Below are 15,145 nucleotides of genomic sequence, written 5' to 3' on the forward strand. Positions count from 1 at the left end.
CATTGGTTTTGTATGGTTTGTTGTAGAATCTGAATGTCGCGCATTGTTAACCCACTTGTTCGAAATGTGTGTTCAGCGATATTCATTAGATCAAAGACGGCGATGCGCGTCTACCTCATTGTTTTACGCCTGATTATGAGGGGATTCGTAAGCTTCGGACATCCTCGTTGCTCCCAAGCCATCTCCAAGGCTTTAGATACTAATTCGGTATCGGGCTTATCGGATAAAGACCACCCCACAACGTGTCGGCTAAATAGGTCCACTTCGAACCTGACCAAATATAAGTAATATAGCCACACCAAACACGATTCGGAGTACTGACAGAAAACTCACGCTTCAGTAGATTTGGAATATCTGGCCTTTCTACTTTTGCATGTCTATATCGATGCTAACCTGACTGTTTACTAATTAAATCAGCTTCACGCATTATCTGGCGAACCTTGAATCGTCCGGCTTTTGTGCCTTCTTCGCTCAGCATCGAGACAAGAGTAGACTGCCAGCAGAGCCTCGACTCATGTTGAAGAGTTCTTTAATTTGGCTAGCTAGATGAATGCGACTGGCATCCGGCTTGCGTTGCTTAAACTCGTAGTAACAAGACGAAGCTACGTTGAACAGTTTACAAAGCATTTTGACCGATTCATGCTCCCTCAACTTGTCTATTAACTAGAACGTTCGAGTTCGTCCGACATTAAGAGAGCGGGTGGCCTTTTTTAATATGGATTTTTCTCGTTCTAGCCGGTTAATCCGGGCTTCTAACTCTTGAATTTTCTTTTGCTCTGGCGTGAGGGCTTTAGTCGTTGGAGTCATCCCTCCTCGCTCAACTTTGAGTTGGTCGACCCATCACCGTAAAGCCGTTTCACCTACGCCCATAGAGTTAGCTGCTTCAGGGATGGAGTACCCTTGATCAAGAACCAAACTTGCAGCATCTATTTTGAACTCAGTAGAAAATGTACGTCGTTGCCATTTTGACATTGAACACCTCATTTATGATGGAGACTTTACCACCTAATTTGGTGTCCGGGATCATTAGAGCACTACACACATGTTAATGATACGCAAGTAGATGGAGTTGGTTTGGATGAAAATATAATAATTTCATCTGTCAAAGTGATTTTTCTAGTGTAAATTTTATATATTATTAAGGATGTTCTTTTGAGGTGGGATTAATCTTTCATATCGATAGGTGACCTATTTTTCTATTCATTTCCTTGGAAATGAAATTAAATATAAATTACTAAAAAAAAATCATAGATTGGAATACCTTTAGCCTGGCTGTGCTTGCTTTAAGTGGAGCTCATTAACGACCTACCTAATTACTTTACATTAAGGATGAAACTATGGGTAAAAGACGTTCAGAGATTAATGGTCCAAAGGAACCCTCTACGGGCCCAAGTCTTGATTTTGAATCATCAGAAGAGGCTGTGGGGGTTATCAATAGTAAAGAACGTAATTTTCTTGCTTTCTTAGCTTAACTTAACTCTTAACGGAGGAGTGTCATATGTGTACGTACCCAGTTGAGCGCGAAATTAGTAGCCATCAAGCGGTGATTAACCTTGAAGTTTGGTTGAGGGAACACAATATTCACTCCTCGCTTTCTACTACAGAAAATAATTTAGTTGCGACAGTTGAGTTTTTTAACTCGACTGGAAAATTTTTGACGATAGGGTCGGGAAAGGGGAGTAATGCAATAGCAGGGGCTTACTTCGAAGCTTTTGAGCATATGATGTTAGAGCACCATTTCATATCATCTCATGTTGAGGTTATCCAATTAAAAGAGTGGTTAAGATCAAATAAATCGCACCCTCAATGCCTTTTTGGGAAAGCACTTAAAGACTATGACGATGAATTATTGAGGTTTTTTCGTTATTACTCTCTCTTGTCTTCAGAAGCGTTTCTTATCCCAGAAACATTAGTCAATCCATTTCATTTGGAGCCTCTCTTGAGAAAAGAAGTGTTTTGCTTTCTTAATCGGTACTCATCGAATAGTGGCTGGGCTTCAGGCTCTACATTTGAGGAAGCAGTGTTACATGGTGCGAATGAAATCATCGAACGGCACTGTTTAAGCGAGTTATATAAACAATATATAGGTTTTTCCGAGTATAACGGAGAGTTCTATCGTGTAATTCCACCAAGGGAGCTTTTGGGTAAATACCAGCTATCTATTCCTAACATTGATGAACTCTTTATCGTCATGTCGAGAACTCATTTTGATTCCTATTTTTGTGCGTGCGTAATGCCTTCTACAACTACTCCTATGGCTTTTCGTTCGTCAGGTGTTTCGTATTCAGAGTTCCACTCGATAGAGAGAGCGCTGTCAGAGCTTGTTCAGAATATAGAGAACTATGATGACGTTGAGCTTGATAGTGTTCTCAAGGCAACTGAGTTTCTAAAAAAATACGATAAGTTATGCAAAATTATAGATTTGTCGGAGTTAGATAGGTTGCCATTTATAGATTTATCAAGCCTACAACAGGACTCTATGGGCTTTAAGGTGCATTACAAAAGTTTGTTAAGCTCAGTTAAAGCTAAAGGGTATGATTTACTTGTCCATACTGCATTTAGTCAGGGCAACATATGGCTTACATCTACGTACATTCCTGGGTTGGAGCGCTTCAATATTATAGATAAGGGGAAATGGGTCGTACCATTGGGGGATAAGTAATGCATGTTGCTACCTATCTAAAGTATTTTTTACTCTTTTCTACTTTGCTTCTACTTAAGATTAACCTGGCTTTGCCTTCTTATTTAATCGGACAAATAATAAATGTTGTATCTCAGACCATATCGCTGGAAAGCATGGAGACTTTGTTAATTTATTTGTTGCTATCTACATTAGTGACTATTGGTATATCTCCTTTTTTTACGTATTTTTTTGAGCAAGAGGTACAACTCAACGTCGAAACTAAATCACGTTCAATGTTTAGTCAGTTGATACGTAAACCCTTTAGTCATTTCAAACGCTTAGAGATAGGTTCACTAGCGAGTAAATTTGAAAGAGGTATTGGGTCTTATGAACAGTTCATAAACCTAAGTGTCTCGCGAGGCTTGCCCTTGGTCATTGAATTGCTTGTTTTGTGCTGTGCTATTGTCTTTTTTAGTGGGGGGATAACCTTTACTCTTGTGATATTTATTTTGGCCATTTCCACAATGATTAAGACTCTAATTATTAGGCTAAGACGCCCTTACATTGGCCAAGTAAATGGTGCAGAAGATGAAATACTAGAGCAAATTGTTGGTGTGTTTTCTGGTATACGTACGATTCAGTCGAATCGTGTCGAAGGTTTTTTTGAGAAACGCTTAGCTCCATTTTTTGAAAATTATAGACAAGCAACGGTATCTCTTGCTGTCAGTCGGAGTGTATTTGATGGTGTCGCTATAGCTACACAGAGTTTTATTTCGTTTTCGATTATCGCATTATTTATATTCCACTTGTTTCCAGAACAAATCTCTGATGCCGGAGAACTTGTCACTGCGTTGCTTCTATCTGCTAGTTTAACTAGGGTTTTTACTGGGCTATTGGATGTATATCGATTAATAGATCAAAGTCGTGAAGATTTTTCATCATTAAAACTAATCCTAGATAACAAAGATGAAAGCGTAGAGCTTAGTAAATTGCTGAATAGTGTCTTACAAGAGTTAACAAAGCCTGATGTAAACACCATTGCTGTTATAGGTAAAAGTGGCCAAGGGAAAACAATTTTACTCGATACTCTTTCTGGGTTATTGACATCAGAACCAGTGACCCCTCTATCGTCTAATTACCTAGAGCAAAACAATTTTGTTTTCTCAGGAAGTGTCTATGACAATTTAACGCTTGGAAAAGATGTAGAACATGATTGGTTAACGAAACAGCTCGATAAAGCAGGACTCTCGTGTAGATTAACACTAGATACTGTTCTAAAAGGTAATGGTCAGAACCTGAGTGGGGGTGAAAAGCGCAGGCTTTGTTTTCTTAGAGCCTATATCCAATCACCTGAACTGTTATTGTTAGATGAGCCAACAACCGGTTTAGATTGTCAAACAGGTCAAGCTTTGTGGAAGATGATTTTTAGCCTATTAGCTCCTAAATCTAAGATGGTTGTTGTGACACACGATCACGCCTACTTAGACCATTTCGATAAAGTTATCATTCTGGATTAACTTTCGATCTCTCGAGCTACTTTTTATAGCTCTCTGTCGGTGTAATTCCATTCGATTGAAGTGGTTTCTATAAAAAGAAGGAAATATTTTATGAGGTTGAATTCCAAAAACACCCGTTCCCTTATTTGTTATTGCTTCTTAAATAACATTCTGGATGCAATGTAAAAAAGTAAGGGAATTATATGATATTAAATTTACGCAATGCTTTGCTCAGGCAAGACTTTGATTTCTTTAACGTAATGACGTATGACGCAGGTCGAAACTTTCTTTACTACGTATGCTGAATATATTTGGAAATCTCAAATTTGGTCACGAAGAAACACTGATCTATTAGCACAACGCAACAGTTAGATGGTTACCCTCTCTGGAGTAGTACGTTGGGGCTATTATCATTATCTAATCCCCTTAGGTAACGTAGGACCATTTCATTACTTTTCCAATCCCCTAATTGAATCAATTGCGTTAAGCTCAGACCGGCATGGTAGCCATCTTGTAGGGCGCCAACACGACTAGAGTGACCACTCCATACCTCTCTATGTCCGGCACCTAAGGTGACAATCTCTCCACTCTCCAACAACACCTCATGTGCGCGCTGATAGATCCTGTCTATCGTCATACCGGACATCGGTGTTTGCCGGTATCCGGCAGGGCGAGAGCCCTTAACCGTGAGCCAACAAAACACAAAGTCTTCATCCTCTAAGCATGTACAGTAAGTGTCCAAATAGCACTTGACTATGGATGAAAAACGTCCAGTCAAACGCTTAGGCTCAGGACTGATTGTTGTTTTAGATGTGACACGTTCAATATTTAAATCCCCATTTTCTAAGATTTTAAGGTGCTTTTTTCGAATTTTCCCGACTTCACCCTCACGGAGCAAGGTACCGTAAGAGATGGTTAACACCGCGAGATCTCGAAATGGTACTGCGCGTTTTTTGTTTCCCCATACATCCATCAGGTGGGTTAAGTGATGTTTTCTGAATGGCTTGGCTTGCAGTTCAATCACTTGCGATCCAGTGATTTCCATTTCATCTTTTGGTAATGATTTAAAGAAAGTGGTGATGACCGGAAGCTTGGTGATGTCATCAGTATTCATGATTTTATGGAACAGGCTAAGTTGAGCTCTATATTGTTTTAGTGTATTAATTTTAATGTTCTGGGAGAGCTTGAGTTCTTTGAACCAGATCAGCAACACAGGGGCATGAATGGGGAAGCTATAGGCCTCTTTCGATTTGCAGTAGACATCCCATTTACGAATAACGAACGCAAGCATCCTTAATGTGTGTGTACTTAAGCCGCCGCGATGTTCTTCAAATTCACGCAAATGGGTTAAAACGGGAGGTAATGATGTCCAATCAGGATCAAAACTCTCTGTCAGATCCGGAAAGTTAAGTTTAAACCGACTCAGTTTTTCTTTTTGATCTTCCCACTGTTGGAGCGTTTTTTCTTTGCTTTGAAAGTGTGACAGTGTCACTTGAGATTGTTTTCTCGTAGGGAGGGTTGACTGGGACATTTCATAATTTTCAGGTAAATAGTGTGATATAAGTGTAATTATATCACACTATGGCTTAACACCAAACGCGCTCCTCATAAGCTTAAATCCATCTCGTGATAAGGGGAGATTACCCTCTAATTCTTAAAAATAGGCTAGTGAACGAAGTGTTAACTCACGACAAAATCATCGCTTGGCGATTAATAAATTAGTTATAAATAATAAATCGGATATGTAATTTAACCCTTTTTATCCATCCTATTCACCATTGCTCTTAGCATTTAATTTTGAGAGTGACCCTAGAGCGCGATAAGTAGATGCATTCTCAATCAAAATATTCATTATTCCCTTGAAATCAATTTTATTTATCCCTATTTTACTGACTGGAAGGGCATTACTTAGCCCTATTCCTCATTATTATGTCTTTTATGTTTAACAATTATAGGAGGCTAAACCTCATGAATATTCGCCCTTTAAATGATCGTCTTATCGTTGAAAGGCTTGAAGCAGAAAACCTTTCTGAAGGCGGAATTTTACTTGCGTCTCAAGCCGTCCAAAAATCCAACCGAGGAAAAGTTATTGCAGTTGGTTTAGGTCAACGATTGGATAATGGTGAGCGTGCGGCTTTGGATGTCAAAGTCGACGATATTGTCATTTTTAATGAAGGTTATGGTGTAAAAACAGAAAAAATTGATGGTTCAGAGTATCTTGTCCTTTCTGAATCAGATGTATTAGCAATCGTTGAGTAATTGATTTTTAAGTTATTTTTGAGGAGATAAATCATGACCGCAAAAGAAGTTATATTTGCTGATGAATCGCGTCAAAAGATGCTCAATGGGGTAAATCTATTGGCTGACGCAGTTAAAGTTACTCTTGGTCCTAAAGGACGAAATGTTGTTCTTGATAAGTCATTTGGAGCCCCCGTCATCACGAAAGATGGAGTATCTGTGGCAAAAGAAATTGAACTTGAGGATAAGTTTGAGAACATGGGTGCCCAAATGCTAAAGCAAGTCGCTTCGAAAGCTAATGAGGAAGCGGGAGATGGAACTACAACCGCGACATTATTGGCGCAATCTTTAATCAATGAGGGATTAAAGGCCGTAGCATCGGGGATGAATCCAATGGACTTGAAGCGAGGGATTGATAAAGCGACCGAAGCTGCCGTGAATAAGCTCCGCGAGATATCTCAACCATGCAGTGACAAAGAATCAATTACTCAAGTCGGAAGTATTTCAGCAAACAGCGATAGGTTGATTGGGAACATTATTGCAGAAGCTATGGAAAAGGTAGGTCGCAACGGAGTCATTACCGTTGAAGAAGGTCAGGGTTTAGATAATGAGTTAGCGGTTGTGGACGGTATGCAGTTTGATCGTGGGTATATTTCTCCGTATTTCATGACCAATCACGAGAGCGGAACAGTCGAACTAGATAATCCTTACATTCTAATGGTTGATAAAAAGGTAAGCAACATTCGTGAGTTACTTCCTATTCTTGAAGAAGTCGCCAAGCAATCTCGATCTTTGTTGATTCTGGCTGAAGATATTGAGGGTGAAGCTTTGGCAACACTAGTCGTGAACAATATGCGTGGTATTGTACGCACTGCCGCAGTAAAAGCCCCTGGATTCGGTGATAACCGCAAAGCTATGATGGAAGATATAGCAGTACTGACAAGTGGCACTCTGATTTGTGAAGACTTAGGTCATGAGCTAGAAAAGAGCACGCTAGAACAATTAGGGAGCGCGAAGAAAGTCACTATAACAAAAGAGACAACCACGATTGTGGGTGGTGTGGCGAACGAACAAATTATCAAAGACCGTGTTAAATCAATAGAAAATCAAATCGAATTTGCCAATTCTAAGTATGATAAAGAAAAGCTTCAACAGCGAATAGCTAAACTCGCAGGTGGTGTGGCTGTGATTAAAATTGGCGCAGCGACTGAAGTGGAGATGAAGGAGAAGAAAGATCGTGTCGATGATGCATTGCATGCTACTCGAGCAGCGGTTGAAGAAGGTATCGTTGCCGGAGGTGGTGTAGCGCTCGCTAAGATAGGTAAAGAGCTGGTTGACCTTACTGGTGACAATGATGACCAAAATGTTGGTATTCGTGTTGCGCTTCGAGCGATGGAAGAGCCACTTCGACAAATTGTCACCAATGCGGGTGACGAAGCTTCTGTCGTCGCAAACAATGTTAGGAGCGGTGGTGTGAATGATGGTTTCAATGCAGCCACAGGAGAGTATGGTGATATGTTTGAGATGGGTATAATTGATCCAACAAAAGTTACGCGCTCTGCGCTTCAGTATGCGGCGTCTGTTGCTGGGCTAATGATAACCACTGAAGCTATGATTTCTGAGAAAGTAACAGATATAAAACCAGCGGGTCATATTTAGTGCAAAATTTAAGCGGGTAAGGAAGTCCGCTTAATCATCAGGTGTAGATAATATAAAGTCATTGTAAAAGTTGTCTAGATAGACACTTTTATATCTATTGTTATTAATAAAAATGGTTATATTTTAGATCATAAATCGAAGGGGAATAATATCATTAAAGATAAGGCCAGCTAAGTAATTATAGGGAGCGGTTCACACCCTATTTATTATGAAATATGAATGTCAATCCTATTGGGAGGATTTTTATGAATATCGAAAAACTAACCCCCTGGAATTGGTTTAAACATGAAGATGACTCTAAAAATCAAATTCCGGTATCTAAAAATGAAGCGTTTTCTGAAGTTCTTTCCGGCGATAACACCATTGTTTCCTCAAAGAAAAGTGCTTTAGTTTCGCTGATCCAGCTACAAAATGAAATGGATAGATTGTTTGAAGAAGCATGGCAATCATTTGGGATGAAAGGTTTTTTACGTGGGTCTCCCATAGGCTCATTACTTGAAAACAACCTATTCGGTCCCCAAGCGCTCTATTCAAATCGAGCAAAATTAGATATTTCCGGTAGTGAGAAGAGATATGAAATTTCAGTCGAACTTCCCGGGCTTTCAGACGATGAGATTCAGGTTGAGTTGAGTGCGAATACACTGATTGTGAAAGGACAAATTCAGGAGGAGAGAGAGTCTAAAGATAAGCAGTATTACCGCATGGAACGCAGCATGGGGACGTTTCAACGAACATTATCTCTTCCTGATGATATTGATAAAGACAATATCTCTGCAAGCATGAAAAACGGTCTTTTGGTCATTCAGATCCCAAGAAAAACCACAAAAAACGAGAACGTGAAACATCTATCTATTTCGTCCTGAATAAAGCTGGAGGCAGTTAAATCTGCCTCTTTCTTAGTGTTTGATTCGGAATTGTTGTAAAACCAGCGGTACGTTTTAGGGTGGCTATTTTTTCATCTTTAGCTTAGCTATAAATGGTATCAATATTGAATCTAGCCTTTATTCTTACAGTCAGTTGAACCTTGTCGGAGAAGACTGTGAAAATTTTCATTAATACATTTTTAATTTGTGTTTTCCTGTATAAATTATTAACCCTTTCACACCAGCCTTCGGCTAAGGTCAATTTAATTCGGTATGTCAAAGGTCTCCTTATTTTAATGGCCATCACGGGATGGCTAATGCCACTTAATCTACCCTGGCCCCTCAGTGGAGGCATTCTTCTTTTTTCGGCGGTGATAGTTTTTTTTTACTGTGTGAGAATCGAACTTAATGAATTAACCTTACTTAGCCTAACGCCTTCCTTGAAGAGCAACCAGTACCACGTTCATCTTCCAACGGTAATTCACCCTCTCACAAGCGAGACGTATCAAGAGCTCGAACTGCTGATAGAATTGCTTCCCAAATACAATGGGCAATCATTAATACTGACGTCTCCTTTACTGACTAAGCACGGTTCGCTTCATAACATTGGAAAATTAAAAAATCTCCCTGTGAATATAGAGGTTTCCTATCATTCCTATTGGCGTTCACCATTAGAGTTTTTGGTATTGTGTTATTACAAATATATCAAGCGTAAAAATATTCTTAAACATTCAGATTTATCGAAGCAATGCCGAGTAGGTTTAACGTTACATAGAGTTGATGGTGTATAAGGGATCTGAAGTCCAATGTAAATGAATAATGCCCCAAGACGTGTTTAGAACGCATGAAACCATCATGAGATTTATTTAAGCAACAGCCTGTTGGACAAACTCTCAGATTCAATTGTATAAGGGGTTCTTGCCCTATTGCGAAACAACTTGTTTCGTCAAAAAACCTTTTCGGATTGAGGGAATTTTGCGGAACAGAACCAGATTAGAAATTGAAAATAATTTGACGCAACTTGCCTTGCTCAACTTAGCCATTGATAGCAAACTTAGAGCGAGTGATTTGCTTTCCCTCAGGGCTTGCGAGGTCTCTTCGCAAAATAGGATATTTAACCGCGTTAAGCATATCCAGCGCAAAACAGATATTGAAGTTCAATTTGAGATAACGACAAGAACTCAACAGAGTCTAATGAAATGGATTTTGATGGCTTCCTACATGCCAGCAATTTTCTTTTCAAAGCCAAAGATTAGCTATTCGTACTATATGAGGGTATGGGCTTCTTGGATAGGACCCTAACTTGTATGGCACTCACTCATGAGGTGAACAAAGATAGATAACACAATCCGCTACTTTGAAAGTTGTTACCCATTCACCGCTACACTTGATTATTTTCAATACATTAAGTGCAAATACTACTAATCTGTCCAAGGTTTAGATAGCCTTAAACAGATTAGGTATACACAAGCTTAAATTAAACGTTGGAACGCGCGTTTTTCTTCTTTGATTTATAGGCTTTCATTGAAATTTTTAAAGCAAGCTGTTTTTGTTTAATTGAAATGAGTTGTCTAGTTACGACCTTATGGTGTAACTCTGTGATAAAGTTTTTTTCCCAAGGCGTAAGGCGGTCAAACCTCAATAAAATAGTGTCATTGAGTACATTGAACAACTCGTATTGGCTTTTATCCATTCGACTGCGAAGCATTCAATTAGAGCACTTAGCTAGAGAAATGACGTTAAGGCTTTCTACTTTCTCATTTTTTCCTAAGGTAATGATTCGATAAGAGATCCCACTCTCTAATAGTGGTCTTATTTCGATGTTGTCACAAAAACTAACGGCGACTTTTTCTACTAAGTGGTCCATATTCAAAGTTTTCTTTTTTACGAAAACAAGAGTGACACTATCGCCCTCTGACTGTGCATTTACGAGTGTGATTGAGCCTAACTCTTGTGGAAGTTGGCTTGAAATAACTGTCGCTCTATAATCGGCAAGTCTATTAGATTTTATTGGGCTTATCTGACAACCGTTAAGCATGACACTGACGAAGAGAATTACAGTTGTTCGTAGCATTATGCGCTCCTTCTTCCTTTCTTCTCCCTTTAGGTGCCTTAAAATATTTATGGATATAACGTGAAGACATAGAAGATAAGAGCGCACTGTAATCTAAACTGAATGTGACTTTTTCCCCTACAAATAGTGGTTTCTGTGAGGATTCAAGGACAAGATGATCACTGGTTGAAGACATGATCTTAATCCCATTCGGAGCCTTAAGCCCGCTGACACAAACATCTTGGCGGCCTAATGCTAGAATAGCTTGTGAGACCTCCCCTCTATCTTGAAGATTTTCTTTTTCACCAAAAGCATTTAACCCCCGACTTCCCCAAGGCAAAGTCGGTTTAATCTTGGATTCAATCACTTCAGCGGTCAAAGAAACCGCATCCGTATGTAAGCCTTTGATATTTTCGTGATCTAAAGGCTCACAGCCTAAAAAAATGGCTTCTCCTATACGAAGGTTATTGACTCGAGTTAAGCCTGTTCTCTGAAGAGCCCAGTTAACTGAAGCTGAATTACCCCCTGAAATAATTTCTAGATTGATCCCAAATGTAGCTTCAATTTCATCGGCAAGATCAGAAAGAATATTCATATTTTTATCATCTGGAGCGACACCATACCGACAAGCTAAATTCGTACCAATTCCTTTTATCGTGATGTTCGGTAAATAAATAATCTCTCGGATAAAATCAATCACGCGATTTGGCATCACACCTTCTCTGAGATCGCCAAGCTCAACCATAATAATAATATCGTGACGGCAATTTTGTTGTTCCGCTGCATGTGAAATCCTCTGAATCACTTCAACTTCAGAGTTTAAACTCATATCACTGTATTTTATTACGCTCGCCACTTGACTGAGCATGGGTGTACGTATCAGCATTTTAGGGATAGCAATGCCAGATTCAGTCATCTTTTGAAGATTTTCGATTCTTGAATCGGCTAACATTGTTGCGCCAGCATCAATAAGAACTTGTGCGATGATAGGGTGGCCGAGGAAGGCTTTTGTTACAGGCGTAACGGATATATTTTTCAGTGATAGCTGAGAAATCAGGAACTGAGCGTTATGATGAACTTTCCCACAATCGATGTCTAACCTAGGGTAGTTCACCCTTTTTCGGCCAGTTTACTTGCTATTATAGGGAAGGCTGACGTTACGATGTGCAGTAGATGTTCAACAGGCTGTGACAAGACATCAGTAACCGGTAGACCAAATTCGGTAGTGTAAGTGTCTATCGCACAACGTGTTTCATCCAACGACATATCTTCATGATTCAGTGTTAGTCCAATAACATTGGTATTAGAAAACGTTTCGATAAGATTGATTTCTGAGGCAATCGAAGGCATTGGGCAATCAGGAAAATCACTACGATATAAACGTTTAGGGGCATGTTGCAGTATCACACCCGTTGGACAACTGCCACGTAAGATAAAAGCGCTGGTTGAAAACGCAGGGTGACTCAAGGCTCCTTGCCCCTCAATAATTATTAGATCCGGATTTTCTTTTTCATAGGCCTGTACAATGACAGATTCCAATTCACCGGCACAAAATTGTGAAGGGACTGCATCGAGTGCAACGCAGTATTGTGCGCCTTGCATAATACCTGTTTGACCAGTGGCAATCAGAACGACGTTAAGGCCTTTTTTAGTCAGTTCATTCGCCAATATTGTTGCTGTTGTTCGTTTTCCTAGCGCGCAATCCGTCCCCATTACAGCAATTCTCGGACATTTAACGTTGTGTATTTTCCCGCTAAACGTTTTCAGATCGCCTTTACTTTTGGGTTTGCGAGTATCGAATATTCGAACGTTATTCTTTAAACTGGCTTCTAAAAATAGAGGATCATCGGTTAGGAATTCATGTAAGCCATTTACGATGTTCATTCCTAGTGACATGGCATTTAAAATGATGCTTTTATCTAAGTCAGATAAAAAGCCACTTGATGGCGCAATGCCAAAAATGAAGTAATCAGGAATGCTTTCTGCGTGAATGATAGCTTCTTCAGCATTAGCAAGGATCGGTATTCCATTGGCTTTGTTATCAAGAACTTCACCAGCATCTAAGCCAGCAGACTCACTATCAATAACCGATAGAATACGATAGCTTAACGAATGTCTCACTAACCCATTAGCGGTTTTACCATCAATTTTACCGAAATTACCTTCGCAATATATAATCGCAGAAGGGATGACAGGTTTTACTTTTTGAGCAAGTGGTAACCAAGGTGCGAAATGGGGTACGTCGTTGTTGATTTCTACATTTTCAATTCTAGTGAGTTTGAAGATGTTTCTTAACTTTTGGGTTGAAATGGACATAATTAAAGCCTGCGGTGAGGCTTAGGAGGGCAACTAAGGAGTGCCGAGATGCGAGTTCGGAAAAGAAAAGAAGTCCCCACTAAGCGGTAGGGATAACAACCAAGGTAACACACTCACCAGATTTTTGTTGATTATTATTCATACGCTTTCTAAGTCTATCACTTTCAGGCTTCACCTATACTAACGTGATTGATTAGATAGCTAATACTCATTGTTCAACGTCGCCGTATCAAACTCGCAGATTTACGGTTTCAAGATACTTTTTCTAATATCAGTTAAGTGAATTAGAGTTTTTTATCTAACGCGTTTTTGTCCGTGCGACCTGAAGTCGTCTGAAGCGTTGTTCACCGCTTTATGAGGAATGTATGGTACGCCCCGCATTTGCAAGTAAATAATAACGAGCTGATTTGCGCCAATGTATTCAGAGTCTTCATGAAGTCACTACACAACTTCGCTCTACGATGAGATCCGCGCCAGATTGTCCTCATAACCATCAAAGCATTTTAATTTGCTTGTTCACTCAACAGGTTTCAATCTGGTGGTCTAACCGTTTTGTCATCATTTACTATCATTGCAAATCTGGTTTAAATTTTTAGTGAGAATTCTTTATTTGTGACCATAACAGACCACGCTATTCTTGCGAGCTTATTAGCTAAAGCAACAACAACCACATTAAATGGTTTTTTGCGTTTTAGATTCACTACCCACTCCCCAAAATGCTTTTCAGCGGTTTCTGTTTTCTTTAATATTGAGCGAGCAGCATGGATAAAAAGCTCACGTAGATCACTATTGCCGCGTTTTGATATACCTAACATCCGACTTTTACCACCGGTAGAATGTTGATGAGGAACTAAGCCAATCCATGCTGCAAAGTTCCGTCCATTAGAAAAGTCCTTTGGGTCAGCAACATTAGCTACACAGCATGCCGCTGTCAAAGGTCCTACGCCAGGGATAGTTTGTAATAGGTGATAACGGATATTCTCTTTATTAATCAGTCGTAGCTTTTTCTCTTGAAGCTCAATCTTTTCGCTAAGGTACTGATAATATTCAACCTGGGTTTTAAGTTCACAAACCAAAGAGTTTGGTAAAACCTCATTTTGAAGTTCTATCCATGCAAATAGTTTTTTAAGGTGACTATGACCACGAGGTAAACTTAGTCCAAACTCCAAAAGCATTGCCCCAATCCTGTTCATACAGGCTGTTCTTTCTTTCATAAACGAAGACCTAACTTTCCGAACCATCGAAGCTACTTGTGCTTCTTCAGCTTTAGGAGAAGTGAACCTCATTGAAGGTCTCGTCGATGCTTCAGCAATCGCGTCGGCATCTATAAAATCATTCTTATTGGTCTTCACATAAGGTTTAACATATTGCGCAGGAATCAACTTAACTGTATGGCCATAAGATTTACACTTCCTTGCTAACCAATGAGAACCGCCACAAGACTCCATTGCTACGTTCACTGGTTCATGCACAGATAACATTTGGAGTAGTTTTGTTCTACTTAACTTCTTACGAAATGTTTCTTTGCCAGATAAATCATGTCCAATTGCATGAAATGAGGATTTGCCTAGATCAATACCGATAGTTGTTGTGGTAGCCATGATGAAACTCCTTTAGTAGACAGAGCTAAGTCTAGGTGGTTGGGTGTGGGGCGTACCATCTAATTACCGTCTGTATCACCAGATGAACCTACGAGCCTGAATAAAGCAGCGGCTCGGACAATGTAACGAAACTTGGCCGTCTGGCTGAGTGGGAAAAGAATCGTAAGAGGGCGTTCCTCCTGAAAACCACAATTCGGGTAAGTGCTAGGTAAATGATATGAACGCTTCCCCAACCTACGGAGTCTGACGATGATTCGATTGACGAGGAAGGATACTCCCTGTCACGGCATCAAAGT

Annotated in this window: 12 protein-coding genes and 2 pseudogenes; 7 read left to right on the plus strand and 7 right to left on the minus strand. The window is 39.8% G+C overall.

What is annotated here, in order from left to right:
- Positions 1-155: 155 nt before the first annotated feature.
- Positions 156-972, minus strand: a pseudogene (locus H5300_RS28075) (IS3 family transposase); the annotation flags it as partial.
- Between the two features lie 365 nt (positions 973-1,337).
- On the opposite strand from H5300_RS28075, the gene H5300_RS28080 reads away from it, so the two are divergent.
- Genes H5300_RS28080 through H5300_RS21585 form a run of 3 tightly spaced genes read left to right on the plus strand, consistent with a single transcriptional unit; the run spans position 1,338 to position 4,140 of the window.
- Positions 1,338-1,472, plus strand: coding sequence for a hypothetical protein (locus H5300_RS28080; protein WP_258166903.1), 135 nt, complete (start codon positions 1,338-1,340; stop codon positions 1,470-1,472).
- A gap of 26 nt (positions 1,473-1,498) precedes the next feature.
- On the plus strand, positions 1,499-2,662 hold the full coding sequence (locus tag H5300_RS21580; protein WP_105058920.1) for a YcaO-like family protein: 1,164 nt from the start codon (positions 1,499-1,501) through the stop codon (positions 2,660-2,662).
- Positions 2,662-4,140, plus strand: coding sequence for an ABC transporter ATP-binding protein (locus H5300_RS21585; protein WP_108167664.1), 1,479 nt, complete (start codon positions 2,662-2,664; stop codon positions 4,138-4,140). Before H5300_RS21580 ends, H5300_RS21585 begins: the two co-directional genes overlap by 1 nt.
- Positions 4,141-4,495: 355 nt before the next feature.
- On the opposite strand, the gene H5300_RS21590 is transcribed toward H5300_RS21585, so the two are convergent.
- The gene (locus H5300_RS21590; RefSeq protein ID WP_310736180.1) at positions 4,496-5,611 is read right to left on the minus strand and encodes a tyrosine-type recombinase/integrase; all 1,116 of its coding nucleotides are present in this window, start codon (positions 5,609-5,611) and stop codon (positions 4,496-4,498) included.
- 476 nt (positions 5,612-6,087) lie between these two features.
- Between H5300_RS21590 and H5300_RS21595 the strand changes: the two genes are divergently transcribed.
- The 4 genes and pseudogenes from H5300_RS21595 to H5300_RS28085 all read left to right on the plus strand — a co-directional run.
- Positions 6,088-6,378 (plus strand): co-chaperone GroES, encoded by a 291-nt coding sequence (locus tag H5300_RS21595; RefSeq protein ID WP_182796867.1) that lies wholly within the window; start codon positions 6,088-6,090, stop codon positions 6,376-6,378.
- Positions 6,379-6,411: 33 nt separating this feature from the next.
- Positions 6,412-8,016, plus strand: coding sequence for a chaperonin GroEL (gene groL / locus H5300_RS21600; protein WP_182796868.1), 1,605 nt, complete (start codon positions 6,412-6,414; stop codon positions 8,014-8,016).
- Positions 8,017-8,261: 245 nt separating this feature from the next.
- The gene (locus H5300_RS21605) at positions 8,262-8,879 is read left to right on the plus strand and encodes an Hsp20/alpha crystallin family protein (RefSeq protein ID WP_182796869.1); all 618 of its coding nucleotides are present in this window, start codon (positions 8,262-8,264) and stop codon (positions 8,877-8,879) included.
- 918 nt (positions 8,880-9,797) lie between these two features.
- Positions 9,798-10,200 (plus strand): annotated as a pseudogene (locus H5300_RS28085) (integrase); the annotation flags it as partial.
- Between the two features lie 156 nt (positions 10,201-10,356).
- Here H5300_RS28085 and H5300_RS21610 read toward each other — a convergent pair.
- The 5 genes from H5300_RS21610 to H5300_RS21630 form a co-directional block, all read right to left on the minus strand.
- Complete coding sequence (locus tag H5300_RS21610; protein ID WP_182796870.1) at positions 10,357-10,587, minus strand: hypothetical protein; 231 nt, start codon at positions 10,585-10,587, stop codon at positions 10,357-10,359.
- Positions 10,588-10,953, minus strand: a complete 366-nt coding sequence (gene gspS2 / locus H5300_RS21615; protein WP_182796871.1) for a type II secretion system pilot lipoprotein GspS-beta — start codon at positions 10,951-10,953, stop codon at positions 10,588-10,590.
- A complete protein-coding gene (locus H5300_RS21620; protein WP_182796872.1) occupies positions 10,910-12,046 on the minus strand; it encodes an alanine/ornithine racemase family PLP-dependent enzyme in 1,137 nt (378 codons plus the stop codon). The genes gspS2 and H5300_RS21620 overlap by 44 nt, the downstream gene beginning before the upstream one ends.
- Positions 12,043-13,248, minus strand: coding sequence for a DUF1611 domain-containing protein (locus tag H5300_RS21625; protein ID WP_004735673.1), 1,206 nt, complete (start codon positions 13,246-13,248; stop codon positions 12,043-12,045). Before H5300_RS21625 ends, H5300_RS21620 begins: the two co-directional genes overlap by 4 nt.
- 584 nt (positions 13,249-13,832) lie before the next feature.
- The gene (locus H5300_RS21630) at positions 13,833-14,849 is read right to left on the minus strand and encodes an IS110 family transposase (RefSeq protein WP_182796873.1); all 1,017 of its coding nucleotides are present in this window, start codon (positions 14,847-14,849) and stop codon (positions 13,833-13,835) included.
- Positions 14,850-15,145 lie beyond the last annotated feature (296 nt).

Origin of the sequence: Vibrio sp. SG41-7 (genome assembly GCF_014164465.1) — a bacterium.
Taxonomy (GTDB): domain Bacteria; phylum Pseudomonadota; class Gammaproteobacteria; order Enterobacterales; family Vibrionaceae; genus Vibrio; species Vibrio splendidus.